The organism is Shewanella sp. KJ2020 (assembly GCF_024197625.1).
GTDB lineage: Bacteria > Pseudomonadota > Gammaproteobacteria > Enterobacterales > Shewanellaceae > Shewanella.
Genome location: NZ_JAKUKD010000027.1, coordinates 76,662 through 102,285, shown reverse-complemented (window position 1 = coordinate 102,285; position 25,624 = coordinate 76,662). Strand labels below are relative to the sequence as shown.

Annotated in this window: 17 protein-coding genes and 1 pseudogene; 16 read left to right on the top strand and 2 right to left on the bottom strand. The window is 48.5% G+C overall.

Features of this window, described 5'->3' with window-relative positions:
- The first annotated feature begins 154 nt into the window (after positions 1–154).
- The 5 genes from MJO46_RS14560 to MJO46_RS14540 all read left to right on the top strand — a co-directional run bounded on the left by MJO46_RS14560 (position 155) and on the right by MJO46_RS14540 (position 5,621).
- Positions 155–1,819 (top strand): AMP-binding protein, encoded by a 1,665-nt coding sequence (locus tag MJO46_RS14560; RefSeq protein WP_253989924.1) that lies wholly within the window; start codon positions 155–157, stop codon positions 1,817–1,819.
- A 182-nt stretch (positions 1,820–2,001) separates the two neighbouring features.
- Complete coding sequence (locus tag MJO46_RS14555) at positions 2,002–2,952, top strand: calcium/sodium antiporter (protein ID WP_253989923.1); 951 nt, start codon at positions 2,002–2,004, stop codon at positions 2,950–2,952.
- 186 nt (positions 2,953–3,138) lie between these two features.
- Entirely contained in the window at positions 3,139–3,840 is a 702-nt protein-coding gene (locus MJO46_RS14550; RefSeq protein ID WP_253989922.1) for a hypothetical protein, read from the top strand.
- Between the two features lie 105 nt (positions 3,841–3,945).
- The gene (locus MJO46_RS14545; protein WP_253989921.1) at positions 3,946–5,025 is read left to right on the top strand and encodes a sensor histidine kinase; all 1,080 of its coding nucleotides are present in this window, start codon (positions 3,946–3,948) and stop codon (positions 5,023–5,025) included.
- The gene (locus MJO46_RS14540) at positions 5,025–5,621 is read left to right on the top strand and encodes a DNA-binding response regulator (protein ID WP_253989920.1); all 597 of its coding nucleotides are present in this window, start codon (positions 5,025–5,027) and stop codon (positions 5,619–5,621) included. Before MJO46_RS14545 ends, MJO46_RS14540 begins: the two co-directional genes overlap by 1 nt.
- Positions 5,622–5,637: 16 nt before the next feature.
- Here the strand turns inward: MJO46_RS14540 and MJO46_RS14535 are convergent, their stop codons facing one another.
- Positions 5,638–6,783: a DUF1963 domain-containing protein gene (locus MJO46_RS14535; RefSeq protein WP_253989919.1), complete on the bottom strand. Its 1,146-nt coding sequence runs from the start codon at positions 6,781–6,783 to the stop codon at positions 5,638–5,640.
- Between the two features lie 425 nt (positions 6,784–7,208).
- Here MJO46_RS14535 and MJO46_RS14530 point away from each other — a divergent pair, with 425 nt between their 5' ends.
- The 5 genes and pseudogenes from MJO46_RS14530 to MJO46_RS14510 all read left to right on the top strand — a co-directional run bounded on the left by MJO46_RS14530 (position 7,209) and on the right by MJO46_RS14510 (position 12,762).
- Positions 7,209–7,856 (top strand): ABC transporter substrate-binding protein, encoded by a 648-nt coding sequence (locus MJO46_RS14530; protein ID WP_253989918.1) that lies wholly within the window; start codon positions 7,209–7,211, stop codon positions 7,854–7,856.
- Positions 7,857–8,142: 286 nt separating this feature from the next.
- Positions 8,143–9,132, top strand: coding sequence for a diguanylate cyclase (locus MJO46_RS14525; RefSeq protein ID WP_253989917.1), 990 nt, complete (start codon positions 8,143–8,145; stop codon positions 9,130–9,132).
- Positions 9,133–9,272: 140 nt separating this feature from the next.
- Positions 9,273–10,806: pseudogene (locus MJO46_RS14520) on the top strand (YifB family Mg chelatase-like AAA ATPase).
- Positions 10,807–10,907: 101 nt separating this feature from the next.
- Positions 10,908–11,804: an acyltransferase gene (locus tag MJO46_RS14515; RefSeq protein WP_253989941.1), complete on the top strand. Its 897-nt coding sequence runs from the start codon at positions 10,908–10,910 to the stop codon at positions 11,802–11,804.
- Between the two features lie 13 nt (positions 11,805–11,817).
- Positions 11,818–12,762 (top strand): acyltransferase, encoded by a 945-nt coding sequence (locus MJO46_RS14510; RefSeq protein WP_253989916.1) that lies wholly within the window; start codon positions 11,818–11,820, stop codon positions 12,760–12,762.
- Between the two features lie 178 nt (positions 12,763–12,940).
- Here the strand turns inward: MJO46_RS14510 and MJO46_RS14505 are convergent, their stop codons facing one another.
- Positions 12,941–13,516 carry a hypothetical protein gene (locus MJO46_RS14505; protein WP_253989915.1) on the bottom strand — a complete coding sequence of 192 codons (576 nt, stop codon included), beginning with the start codon at positions 13,514–13,516 and terminating at the stop codon, positions 12,941–12,943.
- Positions 13,517–13,840: 324 nt separating this feature from the next.
- Here MJO46_RS14505 and MJO46_RS14500 point away from each other — a divergent pair, with 324 nt between their 5' ends.
- From MJO46_RS14500 to MJO46_RS14475, 6 genes are all read left to right on the top strand, one after another.
- Complete coding sequence (locus MJO46_RS14500; RefSeq protein WP_253989914.1) at positions 13,841–14,602, top strand: GntR family transcriptional regulator; 762 nt, start codon at positions 13,841–13,843, stop codon at positions 14,600–14,602.
- Positions 14,603–14,654: 52 nt separating this feature from the next.
- Positions 14,655–15,533, top strand: coding sequence for a methylisocitrate lyase (gene prpB, locus MJO46_RS14495; protein WP_198782002.1), 879 nt, complete (start codon positions 14,655–14,657; stop codon positions 15,531–15,533).
- Between the two features lie 143 nt (positions 15,534–15,676).
- Entirely contained in the window at positions 15,677–16,804 is a 1,128-nt protein-coding gene (prpC, locus tag MJO46_RS14490; protein ID WP_253989913.1) for a 2-methylcitrate synthase, read from the top strand.
- A gap of 79 nt (positions 16,805–16,883) precedes the next feature.
- Positions 16,884–19,487, top strand: a complete 2,604-nt coding sequence (gene acnD / locus MJO46_RS14485; RefSeq protein ID WP_253989912.1) for a Fe/S-dependent 2-methylisocitrate dehydratase AcnD — start codon at positions 16,884–16,886, stop codon at positions 19,485–19,487.
- Between the two features lie 93 nt (positions 19,488–19,580).
- The gene (gene prpF, locus MJO46_RS14480) at positions 19,581–20,786 is read left to right on the top strand and encodes a 2-methylaconitate cis-trans isomerase PrpF (protein ID WP_253989911.1); all 1,206 of its coding nucleotides are present in this window, start codon (positions 19,581–19,583) and stop codon (positions 20,784–20,786) included.
- Between the two features lie 299 nt (positions 20,787–21,085).
- Positions 21,086–25,618, top strand: a complete 4,533-nt coding sequence (locus tag MJO46_RS14475) for an EAL domain-containing protein (RefSeq protein WP_253989910.1) — start codon at positions 21,086–21,088, stop codon at positions 25,616–25,618.
- The last annotated feature ends 6 nt before the right edge of the window (positions 25,619–25,624 follow it).

Genomic DNA, 25,624 nt, shown 5'->3' with positions numbered 1-25,624 from the left:
TCTTCATCTTATTTTCATACTCAGCTTATAGTCTGCGTATTCCCACTCAGGATTTTACAAGCTCGCAAACTATTTGCGTGACCCCACAAAACTCGCCATACTGAGAACCTAGAGTCATGGGGTTAAAATAACAATAAAGAACAAGGAATTGCCAATGGATACAGCGATTAAGACGCCAATTGAAATGCTGGCGCACTGGGCTAAGACGCGTGGGGATCAGATTTATTTACGCCAACCTATCAAGGGCCAATACCTCGATTTCACTTGGGGTGAAGTACAAGAAAAAGTCCAACAACTCGCCGGAGCCCTACGCCACTTAGGCCTAGAACCTGGTGATAAAATTGCCGTGCTCTCTAAAAACTGTGCCGAGTGGTTTATCACGGATCTTGCCCTGATGCACGGCGGCTATATTAGCGTGCCCATTTATCCAACGGCCAACCCAGATACGATTCGCTATGTGCTGCAACACAGCGGCGCTAAAGCGATTTTCCTTGGTAAACTCGACCATTGGGCCGATCAAGAAGCGGGCGTTGGCGGCGAGTTGCTGCGCCTTGCCATGCCCTACGACACTATGCCAGCCCAATATCAATGGGAACAACTGCTGAATATGGGTAATCCCTTGATTGAGGCGCCGTTGCCTACGGCGGATCAAGTGATGACACTTATCTATACCTCGGGTTCTACGGGCCAACCTAAAGGTGCAATCCAAACCTTCACCAGCTATGGTTGGACCTGCCAGGCAGTAGTACGGGATCTGCGTACCGATGGCGACGACCGCCTGCTTTCCTATTTGCCCTTAGCCCACATCACCGAACGGGTCGCGATTGAAGGCTCCTCTTTTTATTCGGGCAGCACTGTCGCCTTTGTCGAGAATCTAGACTCCTTCGTCCTAGATGTGCAGCGGGCTAAGCCAACGGTCTTTTTCTCGGTGCCACGTTTATGGAGCCTATTCCAGAAGAACATTATCGATAAAATCGGCGTCAGTAAGCTCAATTTATTGCTGAAGATCCCACTCATAAGCAGCCTAGTTAAATACAAAATCCACAAAGGATTAGGACTCAATCATTGCCGTTTACTAGGCTCTGGCTCGGCGCCGATCCCGCCCTCTTTAATCCACTGGTATCACAGCATTGGGCTGGATATTTGTGAAGCCTGGGGCATGACGGAAAACTGCGCTTATTCCATCATCAACTACCCCTTCGATGTCCGTAAAATTGGCACTGTGGGTAAGCCTGTTCTGGACTGCTATATCCGCCAAGGTGAGGATGGCGAGCTATTGATTAAGAGCCCAGGCTTGATGACGGCCTATTATCTGCAACCCGAAGCCACGGCGGCGGCATTCGATGCCGATGGTTTTTTCCACACTGGCGATTTGTGTGCTATCGATGCCGATGGTTGCGTGACTATTACCGGCCGAGTGAAGGACAACTTCAAAACGGCTAAGGGTAAATATGTCGCCCCCGTACCTATCGAGCGTAAATTAGCGCAGGACCCCCATGTGGAATTGATTTGTGTGATAGGTTCTGGCCTGCCCCATCCAGTTGCTTTAGTGCAGTTATCCGAAGGGGCGAGTCTACAGGCCCGCGAAGAAGTGCGCGCCTCGCTAAAGGCGACATTAGATAGCGTCAATCCACACTTAGAATCCCACGAACATGTGGATGCCATAGTCGTGGTTAGCGATCCTTGGACGATTGAAAATGACGTGCTGACTCCCACCTTAAAAATCAAACGCCATGTGCTTGAAAAGGCTTTTAGTGAGCGCGTTGATGGTATTCGTGGTGCCCAAGTCTGTTGGGAAGATGAAATAAAGAATAAATAATTCATCTAAAACAGTAGGATAGTGAGTGTCATAATAGATTAAAAAACAGCACGCTCAATGGCGTGCTTTTTTGTGACATATTCTGTCAAACTGTGACAAAAACACGTATTATGTGCAACTGTCGGTTAGGATAGTCCATCCCGATCCCTATTCACTTAATCAAGGTTTAACAGAGTCCAAAAATGCTAATTGCACTTTCAATTATTGGCGGTTTTATCATTTTAACCTTAGGCGCAGAAGCATTGGTTCGCGGCGCGAGCTCTATCGCACTTCGCCTAGGTATCACTCCACTCGTTATCGGCTTAACCATTGTGGCCTTTGGTACTAGCGCCCCCGAATTGGCGGTCAGTGTCAAATCCGCCCTAGCTGGCAACAGTGGCATCGCCCTAGGCAACGTGATTGGTTCAAACATAGTCAACATAGGTTTAATCCTAGCGATTACCGCACTTATTCGTCCCATCGAAGTGCAGTCTCAAATGGTAAAACGTGATATTCCCTTGATGATCTTGGCCTCTATGCTGTTCTGGGGCTTATTACTCGATGGCGAACTCAGCCTAATCGATGGCGCTGTGCTGTTATCGCTAATGGTGGGTTATTTAGTGTTTAGCTATATCAGTTCCAAAAATACTACGGATGCCGATGGCGAAGTTATCGAGGAAGGCCCAAAGAACCCCTTACTCTCTATGCTCTTCATCGCGGTCGGTATTGGCATGCTTGTCGGTGGTGGGATTCTATTTGTGGATGGTGCCGTCGATTTAGCAAAAGTCTTCGGTGTGAGCGAAGTGATTATCGGCCTAACCATTGTTGCGATTGGCACGAGTATGCCGGAATTAGTCACCTCAGTGATTGCAGCCTTTAAAGGCCAGAGCGATATTGCCATCGGTAATATTGTTGGTTCCAATGTGTTCAATATATTAGGTATTCTGGGCGTGACTGCGATAGTGCATCCTGTGTCAGCACTCGGTTTTCAACCCCTAGATTTTATCGTTATGCTTGCACTGGCCATAGTGGTTTTACCCTTCGCTTGGTCTGGTTATAAGATCGGCCGTCGCAGAGGCGCGGTATTGTTGTTCAGCTATATAGGCTATACCAGTTACTTAGTTAGCCAAGCGAGCACACAAGCTTTGGGATAAAGATCAGGGCTAATACACAAGACACCGGAGCCATTCCGGTGTTTTGCTATCTGGCCTTAGGATCCATTCAACCGATGACATTTGTCATGCCTAATTGATGACCTTTGTGCCTGCATTTCACCTATGGCATTGCTGATAATGAGTCCGTACCCAAGCAATGGGAAACTGACTCAATAAGGAAATACCATGAAAGCATTACTCCTCATCTCTAGTCTGACTTTAATCGCGGCGCCCGCACTGGCCGCGGTATCTAATGCCAATATCACCCACATTGATGCCGCTGCCAATTCGATGAATATCGCTAAATTGCAGCAATTGAGTGCCAGCACCCAAGACTATGATCAAGCCTATGCCAACTATCGCCTCGCCATCAGTGCCAATGTGATGGGGCAAAAGTCCCTTGCTGGCAGTGCACTGACGGCGGCCCAAGCCACACTGGAAACATTACAGGACAGCCAAGGGAATGCCGAATCCCTAGCGCTTTTATCCTCCGTCTATGGAATGCAAATCGCCTTAGACACCACTAAAGGCGCTGTGTTAGGTTTTAAATCCGCCAAGGCCATTGCTAGTGCAGAACAGCTAGAGCCACAAAATCCAAGAGTCGCCCTCGTCAAAGCCATTGCCGCCTATAACACTCCCGCCCTTTTTGGCGGCAGCATGCAAAATGCGAAGACCTTGGCTAGCACAGCAATAGAAAGATTCACCGCCCCCTGCGATAACATCTGCTGGGGTGAGGCCGAAGCCTATACTTGGCGAGGACTCGCGAAACAGGAGCTTGGCGATAATCAAGGCGCGATTGAAGATTGGCAACAGGCACTAAAAGTGCAAGCGGATTACGGTTGGGCTAAGTTTTTGCTTCAACAAAATCAGCAATTAAGTGCAAAATAGCCATATTAGCAAACGGGGATCTAGGCGCTGAACACGGCGCCAATCCCTAGGCGAAATAAATCGAAGCAGATAATCCAACAACCAGTACAGCTTCACAGAGGCGCTATGACGAGCACACCCCTTCAGATTGAGCGAAAACTCGCGTGGATCTATCTGATAAATTTAGTATTTTATCTTATCCCTTTATTTCTAAGCCCCTATCCTTTATGGAAAATTGCCTTAAGCTTAGTTGTGCTTATTCCCTTTATCGCCAGCTACTTTTGGGCCTATAAATGCAACTATCGCAGCGCCTATAAACCCATTCTGGTGATGGTGCTCATCGGAGCCGCCATCACCCCCATCAACCCTGGCTCTATCTCACTGTTCACCTTTGCGGGCTTTTTTATCGGTTTCTTTTACCCACTCAAATCCAGCATATTCTTCCTGCTCGGCCTAGTGGGTTTGTTATTTGGCTTAAATGAGGTGTGTCACTTTGGAAATTTCTATTTCCCACTCTACGGCTCAGCACTGGTGCTCGGTGTCGGTATGTTGGGGCTGGCCGAACGCAAGCGCTATCAACATAAGTTAAAGGCTCAACAAAGTTCCCAAGAAATTAGTACCTTAGCCACAATGCTCGAACGGGAGCGTATCGCGCGGGATCTACACGATATTATGGGTCACAGCTTATCCTCCATTGCCCTTAAGGCCGAGCTAGCCGAAAAACTCATCGCAAAACAAGAATATGAACTCGCCTCGACTCAACTTATTGAGCTCGGGCAAATCGCAAGGGAAAGCCTGAGTCAAATTCGTCATACAGTCTCAGACTACAAGCACAAAGGGTTAGAGAGTTGCGTCACACAGCTTTGTAAATCCTTAAGGGATAAAGGATTATGTGTCGAACTCCATGGTGAGATCCCTAAACTGCCCACCAGAATGGAGAGCCAACTGGGCTTGATCCTCACCGAGCTGGTGAATAATATTCTCCGCCATAGCGGTGCCAGTGAATGTTATATTGCCTTTGATAAACAAGCCGATCAGTTACTGGTTGAGGTCAAAGACAATGCGGCGACTAAACCCTTGGTCGAAGGCAATGGACTCACAGGGATCCGCGAACGCTTAGACAGCCTAGGCGGCCGCTTGAACTACAATCTCGACCAAGGATACGCCTTTAGCGTCAGTTTACCTCTGCAGGGAGAAGCAACTTAATGAAGATTTTACTGGCTGAAGACCAAGCCATGGTACGTGGCGCGCTCGCAGCCCTATTAACCCTAGCGGGTGGCTTTACTATCACCCAAGCCAGTGACGGCGATGAGGCCCTCAACTTACTCAAACAGCAGAGCTTTGATCTCTTACTCACGGATATAGAAATGCCGGGACGCACTGGCCTAGAACTCGCCGCTTGGCTTAAAGACCAACAAAGCCACACTAAAGTGGTAGTGATCACTACCTTTGGCCGTGCAGGTTATATCAAACGCGCCATTGAAGCAGGCGTCGGTGGCTTTCTGCTAAAGGATGCGCCCTCGGAAACCTTAGTCAATGCGATTCAGCAAGTGATTGCGGGTAAACGGGTGATCGATCCTGAGCTTGCCATGATGGCCATAGGCGATATCGATCCCCTCAACGATAAAGAGCGCCGCGCCCTACGCCTTGCCAGCGAAGGCAAATCCACCGCAGAGATTGCCGAAACCCTGTTTATTGCCGAAGGTACAGTGCGCAATTATCTATCGGAAGCCATAGCCAAACTCAATGCCAGCAACCGCATCGATGCGGCGCGTATCGCCAGACAGAAAGGTTGGCTATAGCCAACCTTTCAATAAACTAATAATCATATATGCAGTAAATGCGATCGAATTTGCCTAGCGCTAAATCCGCTTGGTGGATAATAAAATTCAACTGCATCGAGTGCTCACTATAGACGACTTTGAACAGCACCAGATAATCTTCGGCATTGCCGCCTAATTCAGCCGCAGCATGGAGCTCGGGGGCTTTATAGCGACTATCTCCATGGCCATTAATGCTGGCGATACCATCGTAATACGGCAGCTGCTGCTCGGGGACGAGCAATGCCCGAAAGTTGGATGACTGCCACTCGGTATTAGCCCATTGCGATTGAGTGAGAATCTGACCGGGGATTAACCCGTGCTCATTCAATTGTATCAGCTCATAGCCCTTGAGCTGATCTTGCCACTCTGGAGCTAATTCATCATCCACAACCTCTATGGCCTCCAACACCATAGCTTGTTGCGGTTCAGGTAGCGCTTGTAAACGTGCCTTGGCTAACCTTACTAAATGCGGGTTGTCACTATTAATCATGTCAGGGGCTATCATCTTAATGCTGGCAATCCCCTGAAGTTGATAAGCCGCCTCATACTCATAGTTTGCACATACAGCATCGTCGAACTTAAGTTCGGCAATCGCTTTCCCAGAGTTCAGTTGCTGATCTTCAGCGACATAATAAACATGGCCGCGAAGCATTTCCGAGAATCGCCAGCGCTCCAAAAAGAACAACAATCGCCCCTCTCGGGGCAAGTAGGATTGTAACGCCTTCAGGTCGCTACAGTTGAGCTGTGCGATAAATTGCATGGGCACACGGAAGGCTTGCGCTGCCTCGTCCCAGTCCCAAAGATGCGCCTCATCTCTCTCCCAATCGTCCTGCCAGTCCTCACGCCAATGCTCATTAATAAACTCGCGGGTATGGCCAAAGCTCTCAACATAGCCATCAAGCATATCCTCCCGTCCGACCAGAGTGACAGGATAAGCCATTCCCACGGGCAAATCAGGTAAACCACCCAACCGGCTATTACCTAACTGGGTATAGTCTTCAATTGCACAGGGATAGAGATCGACACTACTGCGAATAAACGCCGATAGTGTGTGGGCAAGGTTTGGGTCTTTAAACTGCGCCAGCTTTTGCTCTAGCAACTGCCGACGAATGGGGGAATTCTCTGCTAACAATATATCCATATCTACCTCACTGCTCCAATGCCTGCTTTTTATCATTTCTATCAACAATTTGCCACCGTCGAATACCTTACTGGCCGATTTGATCCTCCATCAGCAATCCGGCCACTTGGAAAAACAGGGGAAAACGAAGACACACCCAACCTTAATCATGGAAGGAAAACTGAGACATCCATCCTTAATGGTGCTTCAGTTAACCTCCGACTGTACTTTGGTTAAGCATTGAACAAGGAGGTTTGTATGCCGCGCCCTCGCAGAACTCAAGCAATTAGACCAAACCATCAAGCAAGCCACCCTGGCAGAAATTGGCCCACGCAGCTCTAGATTACGAACTAGTATTATGCTCAGCAAAGCGTGAAAGTTTGGCTAAGCGAGGGATTATGCGGCACAGGGTTAACTTGTCATTACTGCAAAAAATAAGTGGAATATTGTTAACTATCACAGCCTTGTCTGTTTTCGCCGATGGGAAGTTACAGATTGCCGGGCAAGAGGGAGATGAACGTTTTTTCCCGTTACTGCAGGCCATCTATGCCCAACTGGGATTTCAGGTTACATTTGAAACCCTTCCCTCGGCTCGGGCGATGCAACTCGTCGATCAGGGTAACTACGATGCTGAAGTCGGGCGGATCCCAGATATTGCCGTCAACTACCCTAATTTGACCTATTCCCAGGAGCCCTTACTCACGGTACGACTCGTGGCTATGGTCCGCAAAGATGCCGATATCCAGCTAAGCAACCCGGATGATCTGCAGCAATATCGCATCGGCTATGTGATCGGCATGAGTGTCGCCGCAGACTTTGTGAAAAGTGCCCCAAACAACACAATTGCCGTGACCACACACGAGCAATTAGCACAAATGCTGGAGCGGCAACGCATAGATATTGCGCTCATGGGCACGGCGTTTCCAAACTCTCCGGTTTACAGTGTCGGCGTCGAACGCTTATCGATTGCCACTTTTAATGTCTACCACATACTCCACAATAAACATGCCCAGCTGATACCTCAGTTTGACCAGGTTTTGCAGCGGATGAAACAGAATGGTCAATATGATCAGCTGCTGTTGTCCCTTAATTAATTCCACTGAGGTGAAGAACGGCAGAAGGGCTAAACCTTCGGACCACCTCAGTACCCGATGGCACTATCCAATGGATGGAAAATTGAAATTGGCTACCGCGAAAACATACTGAATGACTAAATGTTGCGATAAGAAAGAAGCGCAGCAATAATGTGCCCAGCATATAATCCAGTGCAACAGAGATTACCAACCACTGCAACTTACGTACTACACTTCAGCGTGACAATGGAAATTTCTATCTGCTTTTTCTATTAAGCGACAAAAATCAATTATTCGGAATTAAAGCATGCCATCACGCGAGCAACTGCTACAAGTAATTAATATTCAAACTGAAATAGCCAAGCTAGGGCTCGATTTAGGCGGGGTAATGCAATATGTCGTGGAGCAAACACTGCCTTTGATCGATGCCGATGGCGCCGCAATTGAGTTAGCCGAAGAGGGCGACATGGTGTACCGGGCAGCTTCGGGCATAGCCGCACCTCAGCTTGGCCTACGACTAAAGGTTGACGCCAGTTTATCTGGATTGTGCATTAAAACAGGAGAAGTACTCGCCTGCATCGATGCGGCAACTGACACCCGAGTCGATCTCGCCGCCTGCAATAAAGTCGGTTTACGCTCTATGCTGGTCATGCCCCTAACATACCAAGGTGCCACAGTTGGTGTGCTTAAAGCCGTATCGCGGCATGTCGGTAAGTTTCAACAACCCGATATCACACTGCTGAATATGCTATCGGAAGTCGTGGCTGCCGCCATGTACTTTTCGGTCAAATACGATAGTGATAATTTATTTTTCAAAGCCACCCACGACAGCATGACGGGCCTTGCCAACCGGGCATTATTTATGGATAGGCTGCACAATGCGATCGCCCGGGCGAAGCGCGAACAACTCCCCACAGGCCTGTTGATGATGGATATGGACGGGCTGAAGCAGATCAATGATACGCATGGTCACCGCGCCGGAGATGCCGTGTTGTTAGAGTTTGCCAAGCGCCTGCAACAGACAACCCGCGACACAGATCTCGTGGCCCGACTAGGCGGGGATGAATTTGGGGTCATTCTAACGCCGCTAGAAAATCCAGAGGCAGTCACAGCGGCGCTCCTGCGTATCGAAGCAGCCATGGCGCCACCTTTAACATTTGAAGGCCGCAACTACCAGTTACAAGTCAGTATTGGCGCCGTTGTATTGCCGCAGGATGGTATGGAACCCGACCAACTACTGGAACTGGCCGATAAGCGTATGTATGCGGCAAAAAACTTACATAAAAATCAGCCCTAAAAGTAATTATGCTTGCCAGCGCTAAGGTAAACACGGATGACCTATTGCTGAAGCAAGAATAACGTACTGATTGCAAAGTCATCGCCCCAATTGCTGCTACACTCAAATTCTGCGCTATATCTCTACAAAAGGATTTGTTTATGGCGATTGCCTGCGTCAATACCCGAGCCAGTTGCGGGGTCGAAGCCCCCGAAGTCACGGTTGAAGTGCACCTCAGCAATGGCCTACCCGCATTTAACCTAGTGGGATTACCCGAAGCTTCAGTCAAAGAAGCGCGCGAGCGAGTCCGCAGCGCACTGATCAATGCGGGATTTGAATTCCCGATGCGCAGAATAACCGTTAACCTCGCACCAGCCGACTTGCCTAAACAAGGGGGCCGTTACGACTTACCCATTGCCATAGGAATACTTGCAGCCTCGGAGCAAATACCCACTAACAGCCTCAAAAATACCGAGTTTGTAGGTGAGCTAGCCCTATCAGGGCACATTCGGTACTGCCAAGGCTTGCTGCCCGCGATTATTGCGGCCAAGCGACAAAACAACACTTTGATTTTACCGTTAGAAAATCGTCACGATGCCGAGTTAGTCGGCTATCACAGAGTATTTTTTGGCTCGCATTTACAGAGCCTTGCAGCCTTTTTGCTCGGCCAAGCACCACTACCAGAACTCGATAATCACCTTGAATGGGTGAGCGAAGCCGCACCAGAGTCAGAGCATTGCCTAAGTGATGTGATAGGCCAATATCAGGCAAAGCAAGCACTGGAGATTGCCGCCGCAGGCAACCATAACTTGCTGATGTTAGGCCCACCGGGAACCGGGAAAACCATGCTGGCGAGCCGCATGATGGCATTACTCCCCGCCTTAAGTTATGAAGAAGCCTTAGAAGTGGCCGCCATTCACTCAGTTGCCGGACTCGATATCAAGCCGCAACATTTTTTAAAACGCCCCTTTAGGGCACCTCACCACACAAGTTCATCCATCTCCCTTGTTGGCGGTGGCAGCATACCTAAGCCAGGGGAAATATCCCTCGCCCATCGCGGCGTATTATTTTTAGATGATGTGGTTATAGAAACTTTTTTTCCTGAAACTGCTCGACTGTCTACGTGAGCCTATGGAGACGGGCGAAGTGGTGATTTCCCGCGCTGCCGCTAAACTCACCTTTTTAAGCCGCTTCCAATTAATCGCAGCGATGAACCCTAGCCCCAGCGGCGATATAGATTCCCATAACCGCGCCACCCCAGATCAAGTGCAGCGCTACCTTGCAAGATTGTCCGGCCCCTTTTTAGATAGATTCGACCTTACCATTGAAGTGCCAAAACTGCCCGCTGGCACACTCACCCAAGCCACGGCGCCGAGCGAAACCAGCCAAGAGGTCGCCAAACGCGTTAAGCAGGCTCGGGATATTCAGCTCGCAAGGGCTGGGGTACTCAATAGCGAACTTACGGGGAAACAGCTAAAACTGTTCAGTGGCCTAAGCGAGGCCGATCTGATTTTTCTAGAACAAAGCGTAGTTAAACTTGGGCTCTCAGTGCGCAGTTTTCATCGTATCCAAAGGGTTGCCCGCACTATTGCCGACCTCGAGCAAGCACCTAATACCGAAAGACGTCACTTAGCTCAAGCCTTAGGTTACCGCGCCATGGATAGGCTGTTAGCGCGATTATCCCAGCAATATTGAGACAAAAAATGTTAACAAATGCACCGACCAGCTGACCGATGATTGAGCCAAAGGCCGACACCGAGTAACATAGGCCTCCAATTTTTGTCAGGGGGCGCTAAATAGTGACGCTGTTTTCACAGATCAAAGGCTGTATAGCCTTCTTAGGCTATGTCGTTAATACGATATTTTGGGCGATCCCCATTATCTTGGGCAGTGTGATCAAACTTATCCCCTTTGCCCCACTAAGAACGGCCACCAGCTATGTGCTCGATTTTTGCGCCAGTGCCTGGATTAGTGTTAATGGTGTCATTGAGCGTTTGCTGCATCCGGTAAAAATCGAGCTAACGGGCGATACCCAATTTTCAACCAAAGAGTGGTACATGGTAATCGCTAACCACCAATCTTGGGTGGATATTTTGATCCTGCAGCGCATATTTAACCACAAGATCCCCTTCCTCAAATTCTTCCTAAAACAGGAACTGATTTTTGTACCCGTGCTCGGACTCGCTTGGTGGGCGCTGGACTTCCCTTTTATGCGCCGTTATAGCACAGCGCAGCTTAAGAAAAACCCCAAGTTAAGGGGCAAAGATATTGAAATTACACGTAAAGCTTGCGCTAAATTTAAAGCTAAGCCCGTGAGTGTAATGAATTTTGTTGAAGGCACACGCTTCAGCAAAGCCAAGCATAAGAAGCAAAACTCTCAGTTCCAACACTTGTTAAAACCCAAAGCGGGCGGCATGGCCTTCGCGCTATCGGCCATGGGAGATCAAATCCATAAATTAGTGGATGTGGCTATCTACTACCCCGATCAGGTTCCCAGCTATTGGGACTACCTGACAGGTAAGCTGCCCAGCGTTAAAGTACACATAAAAATATCCGATATCGATCCCGCCATGCGCGGTGATTATATAAATGACCGTGATTTCAAAATTGGCTTTCAAGAACAGTTAAATCAGCTCTGGCTCACTAAGGATCAAGTGATAAGCCAACTCGCTGACCAAGTGCATAAAGAATAAGGGTGACGCCAATATGTTGAATTTTCTTCCCGGTCCTGTGCTGTTTATCCTGAGTTTAAGCTTGCTGATCATTAATACCGCCCTTTGGGGTTCGCTGGTTTGCCTCGGCGGATTAGTGAAAATACTGATGCCAGTGCAAGGGGCCCGTAATGCGATCACCGCACTAATGAACCGTTTTATGTGGGCTTGGGCCTGTTGTAACGGTGGCATTTTGTATTTGATTGCTAAAATCGAATGGGATGTTCAAGGGCTTGATGGACTTGACAAAAATAGCTGGTATTTGCTGATCAGCAACCACCTCAGTGGATTCGATATCGCCGCGCAAACGTATGTGTTACGTAACCACATTCCTATGCTGAAGTTCTTCCTTAAAAAAGAACTCATCTATGTTCCTATTATGGGCTTAGGCTGCTGGGCGCTGGATATGCCCTTTATGGACAGAACCAGCCCAGCAAAACTCAAAAAGAATCCTAAGCTGAGGGGGAAGGACTTAGCCACGACTCGCCGTGCCTGTGAAAAATTTAAGAATATGCCTACCTCAATTATCAACTATGTTGAGGGCAGCCGTTTTACCGAGGATAAGCGCCAGCGTCAGGATTCGCCCTACCAATATTTATTACGCCCCAAGGCCGGTGGCATTGCCTTTACCCTGTCGGCCATGGGTGAGCAATTTACTAATCTACTAGACATGACAATTGTTTATCCAGATGCACCTGAGGATATTCTATTTGGGGTGATGAATGGCAAGGTCAGCAAGATTATTGTGCGAATTAACGCCCTGCCAGTGCCTCAGGTGGATGCGACACGTTATTTCTCTGATTCTGAGTACCGCGTCGAATTCCAACGCTGGTTAAACCAAGTGTGGGCTGAAAAAGATCAACAAATTCATGCTTTACTCCAAACACACCAAAATGTGAATAATAAAGCCGAAAACCCCAATAACACTCAGGCAAGCTAAACTCTAGCTTGCTAGCGTCTTACTCTGCAACGAATGCCGCATCAGATAACTCAGCTTCATTGAGCTCATTTAACGAATCCGATTATCAATGCGGCGCTACGTTCCGCCGCCATTAGTACTTCTCACAAAACGATCCTAACTATTCTATTTTTGGCAGCAGGCTTAACTACATGATTGATTAAGTGGGACAATTATCCTTAATAAAAGCCTCAATCATTGCATCAAACGATTCAAACTTTTGATTATGTGGATGCATCCTGCCTTTAAAAATATTTTTGTCGCTTTTATATGTTGCCAATGACTCATTAGCACTTATACATGCATTTTCAACATCACTATCGCGTAAGTATGTTATGCCAATTTCAAAAGTAGATTTTGCCACGCCCCAGTAATCACCATCTTTCCCAAATGCCATGATAGATTTCTGGTAATGTGAAATGGCTTTCTGTCCAGTTGGGTCATATTCATTGTGTTTTGAATAGAAATCTTGATAGCTTCGATATGCAGGACTTCTATAAAAGCTACCCAAAAAATATTCTGCTTCGGCAATACCATACCAATTTTGCTCTTTTTCGAAATCGTTTAAAGCTTGTAATCCCAATTTTTCGGCAGGTAATGCACGACCTTCTAATTGCATAAGCTGGAATGCATAAGCGAGTTTTTTCCATGGATCATTTGTATATGGAACACCCGCTGCTGCGCAGCCCAATAATCCTATAACCAGAAATACAGTAACAATGATTTTTACATTCATATTTCATCCGTATATGTGATGCTGACGTTTACGTACACCCATTTATGAAACATAACATACCCAACACTCAGCCCCAACACCGCCGGAATCAAACAAGCAAAACGATTCAATCACACAAAATTGTCGACAATTTAATATTTAAAAATGCGTAATTAAAAATATTAAATTAGACAAACTCAAGATTAAACCTTTAAAATCATAATTTTAAATAAAAACAACCTACAGTATAGACTTACGTCTAAGTAAACACATTGTTGACAATAGATAAAGGGAGGGCTATTTTTTTACCCATTGTCGACAATCCTATTAATAGTGATGCGCTCTATGTTGAAGCAAGACACGACGTTCGTTCCCGATGACACTCAAGTTCCCCACCTGCACAAGGTTAAATCAACCTCGGCAGATAAGACGTCGACCACATTAGCCGATCAAATTTTGGTGCAGATCCAAACCAGCATCATCAAGGGCGAATTGCCAGCGGGCAGCAAGATTAACGAACAAGCACTGGCCGAAAAATACGGCATTAGCCGCGGACCGACCCGCGAAGCCCTACAAACCTTAGAAAGACAACGCTTAGTCGTGCGAGCCCCCCATATTGGCGCCCGTGTTGCCCAACTAACAGTGAGCGAACTTAACGATTTATATCAACTGCGTAGCGTACTCGAAGGCATGGCCTGCGAACTGGCCGCCAGCCGTATCACCCCAGAGCAGCTAGCTAAGTTAGAAGATCTTCTCGCGGCTCAAGAAGCGGCGCTCATCAAGGGAGATACCTATTTCCAAGAGGAAGGTGATGTCGATTTCCACTACCAAATCATTCAAGCCAGTGGCAATAAACATCTGCAGGAAACCTTAATAGGCGGCCTGTATCACCTATTGCGGATGTACCGTTACCAGTGCACTAATCAGAATCGCCCCGTTAAAGCCATTGCCGAACATAGACGCATAGTGGAAGCCATAGCCCAGCGCGATGGTGAACTAGCGGGACTCCTCATGCGCCGCCATATAGAACAAGGCCGCAAAAATACCGAATTACGTTTGATTGAATTACAAGCCAATGCCGCCGCTAAAGAAACCTTAGCTAACTAACGCTAAGTACATGCGGCCCAATATGCCTATAGAAAAGATAAGGACAAAGACCATGACCCAAAGCGCAGGATTACGTTTTCGCCAAGCCCTCGCCAACGCTAAACCGTTGCAAATCCTTGGTACAACCAATGCTTACTTTGCCTTAATGGCTGAGCAAACCGGCTTTCAAGCCCTTTACCTCTCTGGAGCCGGTGTCGCTAACGCCTCCTACGGTTTACCCGACTTAGGCATGACCTCGATGAATGACGTGCTGATCGATGCGGGTCGTATCACCTCAGCAACTCAACTGCCACTGCTGGTCGATATCGACACCGGTTGGGGCGGCGCATTCAATATCGCCCGTACCATCAAAGAATTCGAAAAAATCGGCGTCGCCGCCGTACACATGGAAGACCAAGTGTCACAAAAACGCTGTGGCCATAGACCCAATAAAGCCGTAGTCAGCACAGAAGAAATGGTCGATCGCATTAAAGCCGCCGTCGATGCCCGTACCGATCCTAACTTTGTGATCATGGCGCGTACCGATGCGGTCGCCGTTGAGGGTTTAGAAGCAGGGATCGAGCGCGCCAAAGCCTATATCGCCGCGGGTGCCGATATGATTTTCGCCGAAGCCTTAACCGAGCTGGACCAATATCGCCACTTCAAGGCGCAAGTAAACGCACCAATTTTGGCGAATATGACCGAGTTCGGCCAAACCCAATTGTTCAATAAAGAAGAACTCGCCGAGGCGGGCGCCGATATGGTGCTTTATCCCCTAGGTACTTTCCGTGCAGCCAACCAAGCGGCATTGAAGGTGATGCAGGCGCTGATGAATGACGGTCATCAACGCAATGTATTAGACACTATGCAGAGTCGCACGGATCTGTATAAGTATTTGGGCTACCACGCCTTTGAAGACAAGTTAGATCAACTGTTTAACCAAGATAAATAACCGACAAGCTGCAACCCTACACTCGGTTGAAGCCAATAGGTACTCAACCGTTCAGGCCTTATGCCTTGCAGCATTAACCCATAAAAGCCAGTAGCCTAGTAAGGTCTGGCAATACTAAACAGAGTTAACGGAAGGGAAGAATTATGTCAGAAGCTAAAAAGTTAAGTGGCGCAGGATTACGTGGTCAGAGCGCAGGTGAAACTTCATTAAGTACAGTGGGTGTTTCAGGCAGCGGCCTCACATACCGCGGTTATGATGTGAAGGATCTAGGCGAAAACGCCACCTTCGAAGAAGTCGCCTACTTGATCCTTTACGGCGAGCTACCCACTCAAGCTCAGCTTGATGCCTACAAAACCAAACTCAAAGGTCTACGCGGCCTGCCGCAGGCATTAAAAGAAGTGTTAGAGCGTATTCCCACCGACACTCACCCAATGGATGTGATGCGCACTGGCTGTTCAATGTTGGGTAACTTAGAAGCCGAACATAACTTTAGCGAGCAGAGTGAAATTGCCGACCGTTTACTGGCCGCCTTCCCATCGATCATCTGTTACTGGTATCGCTTTAGCCATGATGGCGTGCGTATCGACACCGAAACCCAAGACGAGCAAATTGGCGCGCACTTCCTCCACCTATTACACGGTAAAGCGCCCTCAGCACTGCACGCAAAAGTGATGGACGTCTCGTTAATTCTTTATGCAGAACATGAGTTTAACGCATCAACCTTCACCGCTCGCGTATGCGCATCAACCCTATCGGACATGCATTCCTGCGTGACTGGCGCTATCGGTTCACTGCGCGGTCCACTCCATGGCGGCGCGAACGAAGCGGCGATGGAACTTATCCAAGATATGAAAGATGAAGCCGATGCCCGCGACATCTTAATGGGTAAATTAGAGCGTAAAGACAAGATCATGGGCTTTGGTCACGCGATTTACCGTGAATCGGATCCGCGTAATGCCATTATCAAAGAATGGTCAGAAAAACTGGCTGCCGCCAACGGTGACGATCGTCTATACCGGGTATCGGTTGCCTGCGAAGCACTAATGTGGGAACAGAAAAAACTCTTCTGTAACGCTGACTTCTTCCACGCCAGCGCTTACCACTACATGGATATTCCGACTAAATTGTTCACGCCCATCTTCGTATGTTCACGGGTAACGGGTTGGGCGGCACATGTGATGGAGCAACGCTCTAACAACCGCATCATCCGCCCAAGTGCCGATTATGTGGGCGTGGCACCGCGCAAAGTGGTACCGATTGCCAACCGTTAAGCAAAACTGACCCCACTTGGCGCGAGATTTCACCAATGTGATTCTCGCGCCGACTTCATTTTCCGAAATGGATGATGTTATGAGCACTGTTATGAACACCCAATATCGCAAGCCCTTACCAGGCACCAAACTCGATTACTTCGATACCCGCGAAGCCGTGGAAGCCATTGCGCCAGGCAGCTACGCCAAGCTGCCTTATACCTCGCGCGTGCTGGCGGAAAACTTAGTCCGCCGCTGCGATCCGGCCGTTTTGACCGACTCGCTAAAACAGATTATTGAATCTAAACAAGAGTTGGACTTCCCTTGGTTTCCCGCCCGTGTTGTGTGCCACGATATTTTAGGCCAAACCGCCCTCGTTGACCTTGCGGGTCTGCGTGATGCGATTGCCGCCAAGGGTGGCGATCCCGCTAAAGTGAACCCAGTTGTGCCAACCCAACTCATTGTGGATCACTCACTCGCCGTCGAATTTGGCGGTTTTGATAAAGACGCCTTCGCCAAAAACCGCGCCATCGAAGATAGACGTAACGAAGACAGATTCCACTTTATTGATTGGACGCAAAAAGCCTTTAAAAACATCGATGTTATCCCTCAGGGTAACGGCATCATGCACCAAATTAACTTAGAGCGTATGTCACCTGTAGTGCATGCGCGCGACGGTGTAGCCTTCCCCGATACCTTAGTCGGCACCGACAGCCACACACCACACGTAGATGCACTGGGCGTTATCGCCATTGGTGTTGGTGGCTTAGAAGCCGAAAGTGTGATGCTAGGGCGCGCCTCTTATATGCGTCTGCCGGACATTATCGGCGTCGAGCTAACCGGCAAGCCGCAGCCTGGCATCACGGCGACCGATATTGTATTAGCGCTCACCGAATTTTTACGCGCACAAAAAGTGGTGTCCTCTTATCTAGAGTTCTTCGGCGAAGGCGCCGCGGCGCTGACACTGGGCGATCGCGCCACGATTTCGAATATGACACCTGAATTTGGCGCCACCGCCGCCATGTTCTATATCGATCAGCAAACGCTGGATTATTTAACCTTAACCGGCCGCGAAGCCGACCAAGTCAAACTGGTTGAAACCTATGCTAAAACTGCAGGTTTGTGGAGCGATGACTTAAAACAGGCCGAATATCCACGCGTATTACACTTTGACCTCTCGTCAGTGGTGCGCACCATTGCCGGCCCGTCTAATCCACATGCACGGGTGCCAACATCAGAATTGGCCGCACGCGGCATTAGCGGCGTAGTCGAAAACGAACCTGGCCTAATGCCAGATGGTGCTGTGATTATCGCGGCGATCACCAGCTGTACTAATACCAGTAATCCACGCAACGTAATTGCCGCCGGCCTGATTGCCCGTAACGCTAACGCCAAAGGCTTGAGCCGTAAACCTTGGGTCAAAACCTCACTGGCCCCCGGCTCCAAAGCGGTACAACTCTATTTAGAAGAGGCCAATTTATTACCTGAGCTTGAGCAACTTGGCTTTGGGATCGTCGGCTTTGCCTGCACCACCTGTAACGGCATGAGCGGCGCACTGGATCCGGTTATTCAAAAAGAAGTCATCGACCGCGACTTGTACGCCACCGCCGTATTATCCGGTAACCGCAACTTCGATGGCCGCATCCATCCCTATGCCAAACAAGCGTTCCTAGCATCGCCGCCATTGGTGGTCGCCTACGCGATTGCCGGCACCATACGTTTCGATATCGAAAAGGATGTGCTGGGAGTAGATAAAGACGGTAAGCCAGTCAAACTTATCGACATTTGGCCATCGGATGCAGAAATCGATGCCGTGATTGCCAAAAGTGTTAAACCTGAGCAGTTCCGCAAAGTGTACGAACCTATGTTCGATTTAGCCGTCGATTACGGTGAGCAAATTAGCCCACTGTACGACTGGCGCCCGCAGTCGACTTATATTCGCCGCCCACCCTACTGGGAAGGCGCCTTAGCGGGCGAGCGCACCCTTAAGGGAATGCGACCGCTAGCGGTGCTGGGTGACAACATCACCACAGACCATTTATCGCCATCGAACGCGATTATGATGGACAGCGCCGCCGGCGAATATCTGCACAAGATGGGCTTGCCGGAGGAAGACTTTAACTCCTACGCCACCCACAGGGGCGATCACTTAACTGCCCAGCGCGCGACCTTTGCTAACCCTAAGCTTAAAAACGAAATGGCGCTGGTTGACGGTAAAGTACAGCAAGGTTCACTTGCCCGAATCGAACCCGAAGGCCAAGTGACCCGCATGTGGGAAGCGATTGAAACCTATATGGAACGTAAGCAGCCGCTGATCATTATCGCTGGCGCCGACTATGGCCAAGGTTCGTCCCGAGACTGGGCCGCCAAAGGCGTGCGTTTAGCGGGTGTTGAGGCCATTGTTGCCGAAGGTTTCGAACGTATTCACCGCACTAACTTAGTGGGTATGGGGGTGTTACCACTGGAGTTTAAGGCGGGTGACAATCGTGCAACCTACGCTATCGACGGCACAGAAGTGTTCGATGTGCTCGGCACGCCAGCGCCACGAGCGGATTTGACTGTGGTTATCAGCCGTAAAAACGGTGGGCGCATCGAAGTGCCCGTCACCTGTCGTCTCGATACCGCCGAAGAAGTGTCAATTTACGAGGCGGGCGGCGTATTGCAACGCTTCGCGCAAGACTTTTTAGAGTTAAACCTGAAGTAACACTCGCGCTAAAAAGGCGGTCATGCCAATTGAGCATCACCGCCTTTGATATCGACGCTAACCTGTATCGCGATTCCCCTTGGAGTTAATAGCATGAGTAACAATATTTTCCCGCCCCAAATCAAAGTCGCCGCAACCTATATGCGCGGCGGCACCAGTAAGGGCGTGTTTTTTCGTTTGCAGGACTTACCCACAGTAGCCCAAGTCCCCGGTCCCGCCCGCGATGCGCTATTACTGCGCGTAATTGGCAGCCCAGATCCCTACGGTAAGCAAATTGATGGCATGGGCGGCGCCACCTCTAGCACCAGCAAGACGGTGATCCTCTCTAAGAGCACCCGCTCGGATCACGATGTGGATTACCTCTTTGGCCAAGTGGCTATCGACAAACCCTTTGTCGATTGGAGTGGCAACTGTGGCAATTTAACCGCCGCCGTCGGCGCTTTCGCCATCAGCAATGGTTTAATTGATGCGGCACGTATTCCACAAAATGGCATTTGTACCGTGCGAATTTGGCAGGCCAACATAGGCAAAACCATTATCGCCCATGTGCCCATCACTAATGGTGAAGTGCAGGAAACCGGTGATTTTGAGCTCGATGGTGTGACCTTTCCCGCCGCCGAAGTGCAAATCGAATTTATGAATCCGGCTGCCGACGAAGATGCCAATTCTAACGGAGGGAGTGGCAGTATGTTCCCAACGGGTAATGTTGTCGATGTGCTAGACGTGCCGGGGATTGGCAGCTTTAACGCCACTATGATCAACGCAGGCATTCCCACCATATTTATCAATGCAGAAGACTTAGGCTACACAGGCACTGAGCTGCAGGATGATATTAACGGTGACAACGCCGCGCTGGCTAAGTTTGAAACCATTCGCGCCTATGGCGCCGTGCGTATGGGCTTAATTTCACATATTGATGAAGCCATTACACGCCAACATACACCTAAGGTTGCCTTTGTCGCTAAGCCAAAAGCCTATGTTTCATCGAGCGGAAAATCGGTGGAGGCAGAGGATATCGATTTATTAGTGCGTGCCCTGTCCATGGGTAAACTGCACCACGCCATGATGGGCACAGCGGCGGTAGCAATTGGTACTGCGGCGGCAATTCCCGGCACCTTAGTCAACTTAGCCGCAGGTGGCGGTCAAAAAAGCGCGGTGCGTTTCGGCCATCCCTCCGGCACCTTACGGGTTGGCGCAGAGGCGTCACTCGTTGATGGCGAATGGACAGTGGTTAAAGCCATTATGAGCCGTAGCGCCCGGGTGCTGATGGAAGGTTTTGTGCGAGTACCCGCGGCATAGTGCTCCCTAAGTTATTTGATCTACCTAAAACAGTTCAACCAAAGACCTTGCTTCCCCCCTTCCGGCAAGGTCTTTTTTTTTATGTATATTCCTTCACAAAAGAACGACTAATTGTATGTTGGCGTACTGTAAAAAATGCTAAGCTTCCAAGGCCATAAACATACTAATACCCTGTAAATACGTCTATATTGCGATGATCGCTCTTTGTTTTACTGAATGGGCGTGTTTTCTCGGTTATACGCCAATTCCCAATAAAACCAAGGTGAACAACACCCACGTTAAGGGGATAAAAGGGTTATTTGATAGGGGTAAATTTGAGTCTACCAATCCATCGACTAGTGCTAATCACGCTTTGTGTCCTGAGTTTAGTTAGCTTCTCACTCAAAGGGCTAGCCATACCTTTAAGTGCAGCTAACACTCAACTTAAGTTTGAACATATCCGTAGCGAAAACGGACTCAATCAAAACACTATCACCAGTCTTTTTATCGACAGTGCAGGCATGCTTTGGATTGGCACGCAAGATGGTCTGCATGGTTACAATGGCCATCACTTTAACTTGTTCATCCACACCCCTACTGACCCTACCAGCATTTCTGAAAGTTATGTTTCAGATATCATCCAAGATGCCGATGACTACATTTGGGTGGGCACCTTTAGCCAGGGGATAAATCGACTCGATCTCAAGACGGGCTCCTTTGAGCGTTTCGGACAAGAGCAAGGGTTAACCGATCTGAGGGTGACTAAACTCAATATCGTTGGCAATACTCTCTGGATAGGCACTCAGGGGGGGCTATTTTCCCTATCAACCAAAACGCAGCGGATCAGTAAAGTCAACTTAGGTGTCAATGCCGAGCCCTATATCACCAGCCTTGCCAATGTTGAAAACACCTATTTGCTCGCAGGTTCGCAAAATAGCGGCACCTTTGCGGTAAGCAGTAACACTATTACCCGTATCAATGTGCCGCAAAACTTGACCGCACACCAGATAAAAGCCAATTCGACACGCTCCATTACTTTGGCGCTCGGTAATCAACTATGGCACTACGATCTCATCAGCCAACAGGGTGACATGCTATGGAAAACCGAAAATAACGTTGCTTACATTAGAGATTTTATTCAAACACCCCTCGGACACTTCTGGGTAGTAGGTCCCGGGGCGGGCCTTATCCAACTCGATAGAGAGGGAGGGCAGCTAACGGCAACCTATCATAAATACGAGACGAAACGCGCAGACAGTATCAGTGAAAACAATATCTTAAGCATCTTACAGGATCCCTTTGGTAATCTATGGCTCGGCACCAGCTACTCAGGGCTAAATAAGATCAACACGCGCCGCCAGTATTTTCAGCATCTCTTTGAATATACAACTGAACAACCTCAGCAAAGTAATAACATACGCACCCTATTTCGTAGCCAGGATGGTGCACTCTGGATAGGTACTGAAGGTGCAGGCCTTAAGCGGCTACCCGCCGATAGCGACAAGTACGAGTATTATTCGTCTCACTTTGCTAAGGCGCTAGGGGTAGAGCCGCAAAATTTAAATTTAACACTGCGCGACATAGCCCAGGATAAGCAGGGGATCCTTTGGTTTGCTAGCAACTATGGTTTAGGAAAGCTAACCTCCAATGGTAAATTCACTCTGCTTAATGTCAGCAGTCAAGATAAGAGCCCAGAGGCAAACTATATCCGCAGTATCGAAATAGACAACCAAGACAGGCTTTGGATTGCCACTTCCCGCGTCCTCTATCGCAAAGCCACAGATAAAGATGAGTTTATCTCTGTGCCGCTCACCGATATTGAAGGTTTTTATCCCGCACAAAATCTGTTATTTACCCTCAAAGCAGACAAAAATATCCTATGGATAGGGTCACTCAATGGCTTAGTGAAGCTCGATATGCAAACGGGATTGGGCCAAGCATTTACCCATCAACCCGATGACAAGAACAGTATTATCAATAACCGTATACGAGATATTTTAGTCACAGCTAATGGTGATGTTTGGTTTGCAACCCATGGCGGGATAAGCAAGCTCTCCTCTAATACATCCGATATGGGGTTTAGCCACTATACCCGCGAACAGGGTCTACCCAGCGATACTATCTATGCCCTACTCGAAGATGAAAAACATGATATTTGGTTCAGCAGTAACGCGGGTGTTGGCAAACTAAACCCCATAACTAACAAGATCATCAATTTCAATGAGCAAGAAGGCCTACAGGCATTAGAGTTTAATGGTGGAGTTAAACTCAAGGACAGTGATGGCGACCTCTGGTTTGGTGGCATTAATGGCATAAACCGTTTTAATCCCAATGCTATTCCCAATCAACGCAGTGAGGCCAGAGTGGCTTTAACTGCCTATAAGATCGCAGGCAAAAAACATACTATTTTAGATCTAAGCCGCCCCCCACAAATAGTGATGCACTACGACGATCAGCTGGTGAGTTTTGAAGTGACATCATTGGACTTCAGTTATGCGGGTAAAAACCGTTTTAGCTATTTCCTCGAAGGTTTTGATAACCAATGGCACGACTTACCTGCGGGTAATGAAATCACCTTTACCAATATTAACCCCGGGAAATACGTGCTACATGTTCGCCATTCACTGCAATACAATAGCGAAGGCACTTACGCTCTACTCGTCGACTTAAAAGTGCAAGCCCCTTTCTATCGCACTCAACTTGCCTATGCCCTTTACTGCCTAGTCGCTATCGTCTTATTGGTGTGGAGCATTCTCTGGCGCAAGCGCAAACGCCAACGGCAACGGGAGTTTGAAACCAGTATCCGCGCTTCGGAGGAACGCCTCAAACTCGCCCTATGGGCATCTGGGGATGGAATGTGGGACTGGAATATCAAAGAAAACCGCGTCTACCGAACGAATATGGATAGCGCTATTCCCCAGTGGAGCTGTGATCATCTGTTACATGAAAACATCCATCCCGAAGATAGGGAAAAGTTTACATATGAATTAACCGAGCATCTGCAAGGACGCACGCCCTTTTTTGAGGTGGAATATCGCATTGAACGCTCACCAGGTCACTGGGTTTGGATTTTAGAGCGCGGCAAAGTGGTAGAGAGTGACGGTAACCATCAAGCCATACGCATGACGGGCACAAGTCGCAATATCACCTCCCGTAAACTGATTGAAAATGAGCTAATACTCTCCTCTCAAGTGCTCAACAGCATGAACGAGGCCGTGGTTGTAGCCAGCTTAGATTATCGGATCCGCTCGGTGAATCCGGCGTTTTGTGCCATTACGGGTTATACAGAGCGCCAAATTTGCGATAAATATCTAGTGCAACTAGCCTATAGCCGGCAACAAAGGGGCCTATTTAACAACATAGAACAACAACTATTACGCCATAAACATTGGGCCGGTGAAATTTGGATCCGCAATAGGGGGCGCAAGGCACTGTTAGTCTGGCTTGAAATAAACCAAGTCATCGATATCAAAGGCGAAACTAGCCATTTTGTTGCGGTTTTTACCGATATTACCGAGCGTAAAAAAGCCGAAGAAGACCTGCGTTTCCTCGCTAGCTTCGATACTTTAACAGGCCTGCCGAATCGAACTCTTTTCCAGGATCGGCTCAACCATGCCATTACCCAAGCCCATAGATCGAAGAACATAGTTGCCCTGCTGTTCTTAGACCTTGACCGATTCAAACATATCAATGACTCCATGGGTCACCATATAGGCGATCTGCTACTCAAAGCGGTTGCAGGACGGCTACAAAACGCGGTGCGAGAAGGTGATACGGTTGCGCGCTTAGGTGGCGATGAATTTACCATTATTTTAGAAGGTGTTGCCAAAACTAAGGCGGCGACCCTGATCTCGGAAAAAGTACTACGGGCCTTCCAAGTCCCCTTCTTATTAGATGATAAATCCCTGACCATCTCAACATCGATAGGGATTAGCCTCTATCCCAACGATGCGGACAATGCGGACTCATTAATTAAATTTGCCGACACCGCCATGTATCACGCTAAGTCATTAGGTAGAAATAATTTTCAATTTTATACCCATGAACTCAACGAGATAGCCACCCGCCATGTACAGCTCGAAGCTGGATTAAAACAGGCCATTGCACGCAACGAGCTGAGCCTAGTTTATCAACCTAAGTTCTCCCTGCGCGATGGTTCACTCACGGGCGTAGAAGCCTTGCTACGCTGGCACCATGCAGAACTCGGTCCTATTTCTCCGGTAGAATTTATTCCTTTGGCTGAAGAAACGGGCATCATTAATCACATTGGTCTCTGGGTGATTAACCACGCCTGCCAACAATTAGCCCAATGGAATGAATTGGGCTTTAAAGACTTCAGCATGGCCATTAACCTATCGGCTCGGCAACTCAAAGCAGATATTATTTCGACGATTGAGGTTGCACTTGCGGTGTCGGGACTGCCAGCTCAATCACTCGAACTCGAACTGACAGAGTCGATGATCATGGGTAACCCGCAGGAATCGGTGACGACTTTAGCTAAGCTAAAAGCCCTAGGATTAACCATTGCCGTAGACGATTTTGGCACGGGTTATTCAAGCCTAAGTTACCTTAAACGTTTCCCCATCGACACCCTAAAAATCGATAGAGAGTTTGTCCGTGATATCACTAATGACCCCGATGACGCGGCCATTACCAGTGCCATTATCGCCCTAGCACACAGTCTCGAACTTAATGTGGTGGCCGAAGGGGTCGAAACCCAAGAGCAGCTCAACTTCTTAGCCGAACAGGGTTGCGATCAGGTTCAAGGATTCTTACTCAGTAAACCCCTTAGCGCGAAAGATTGCCTCGTACTGCTCGGCAATCAATGTAAGCCATTATCGCAGCAGTCTTAAAGGGCA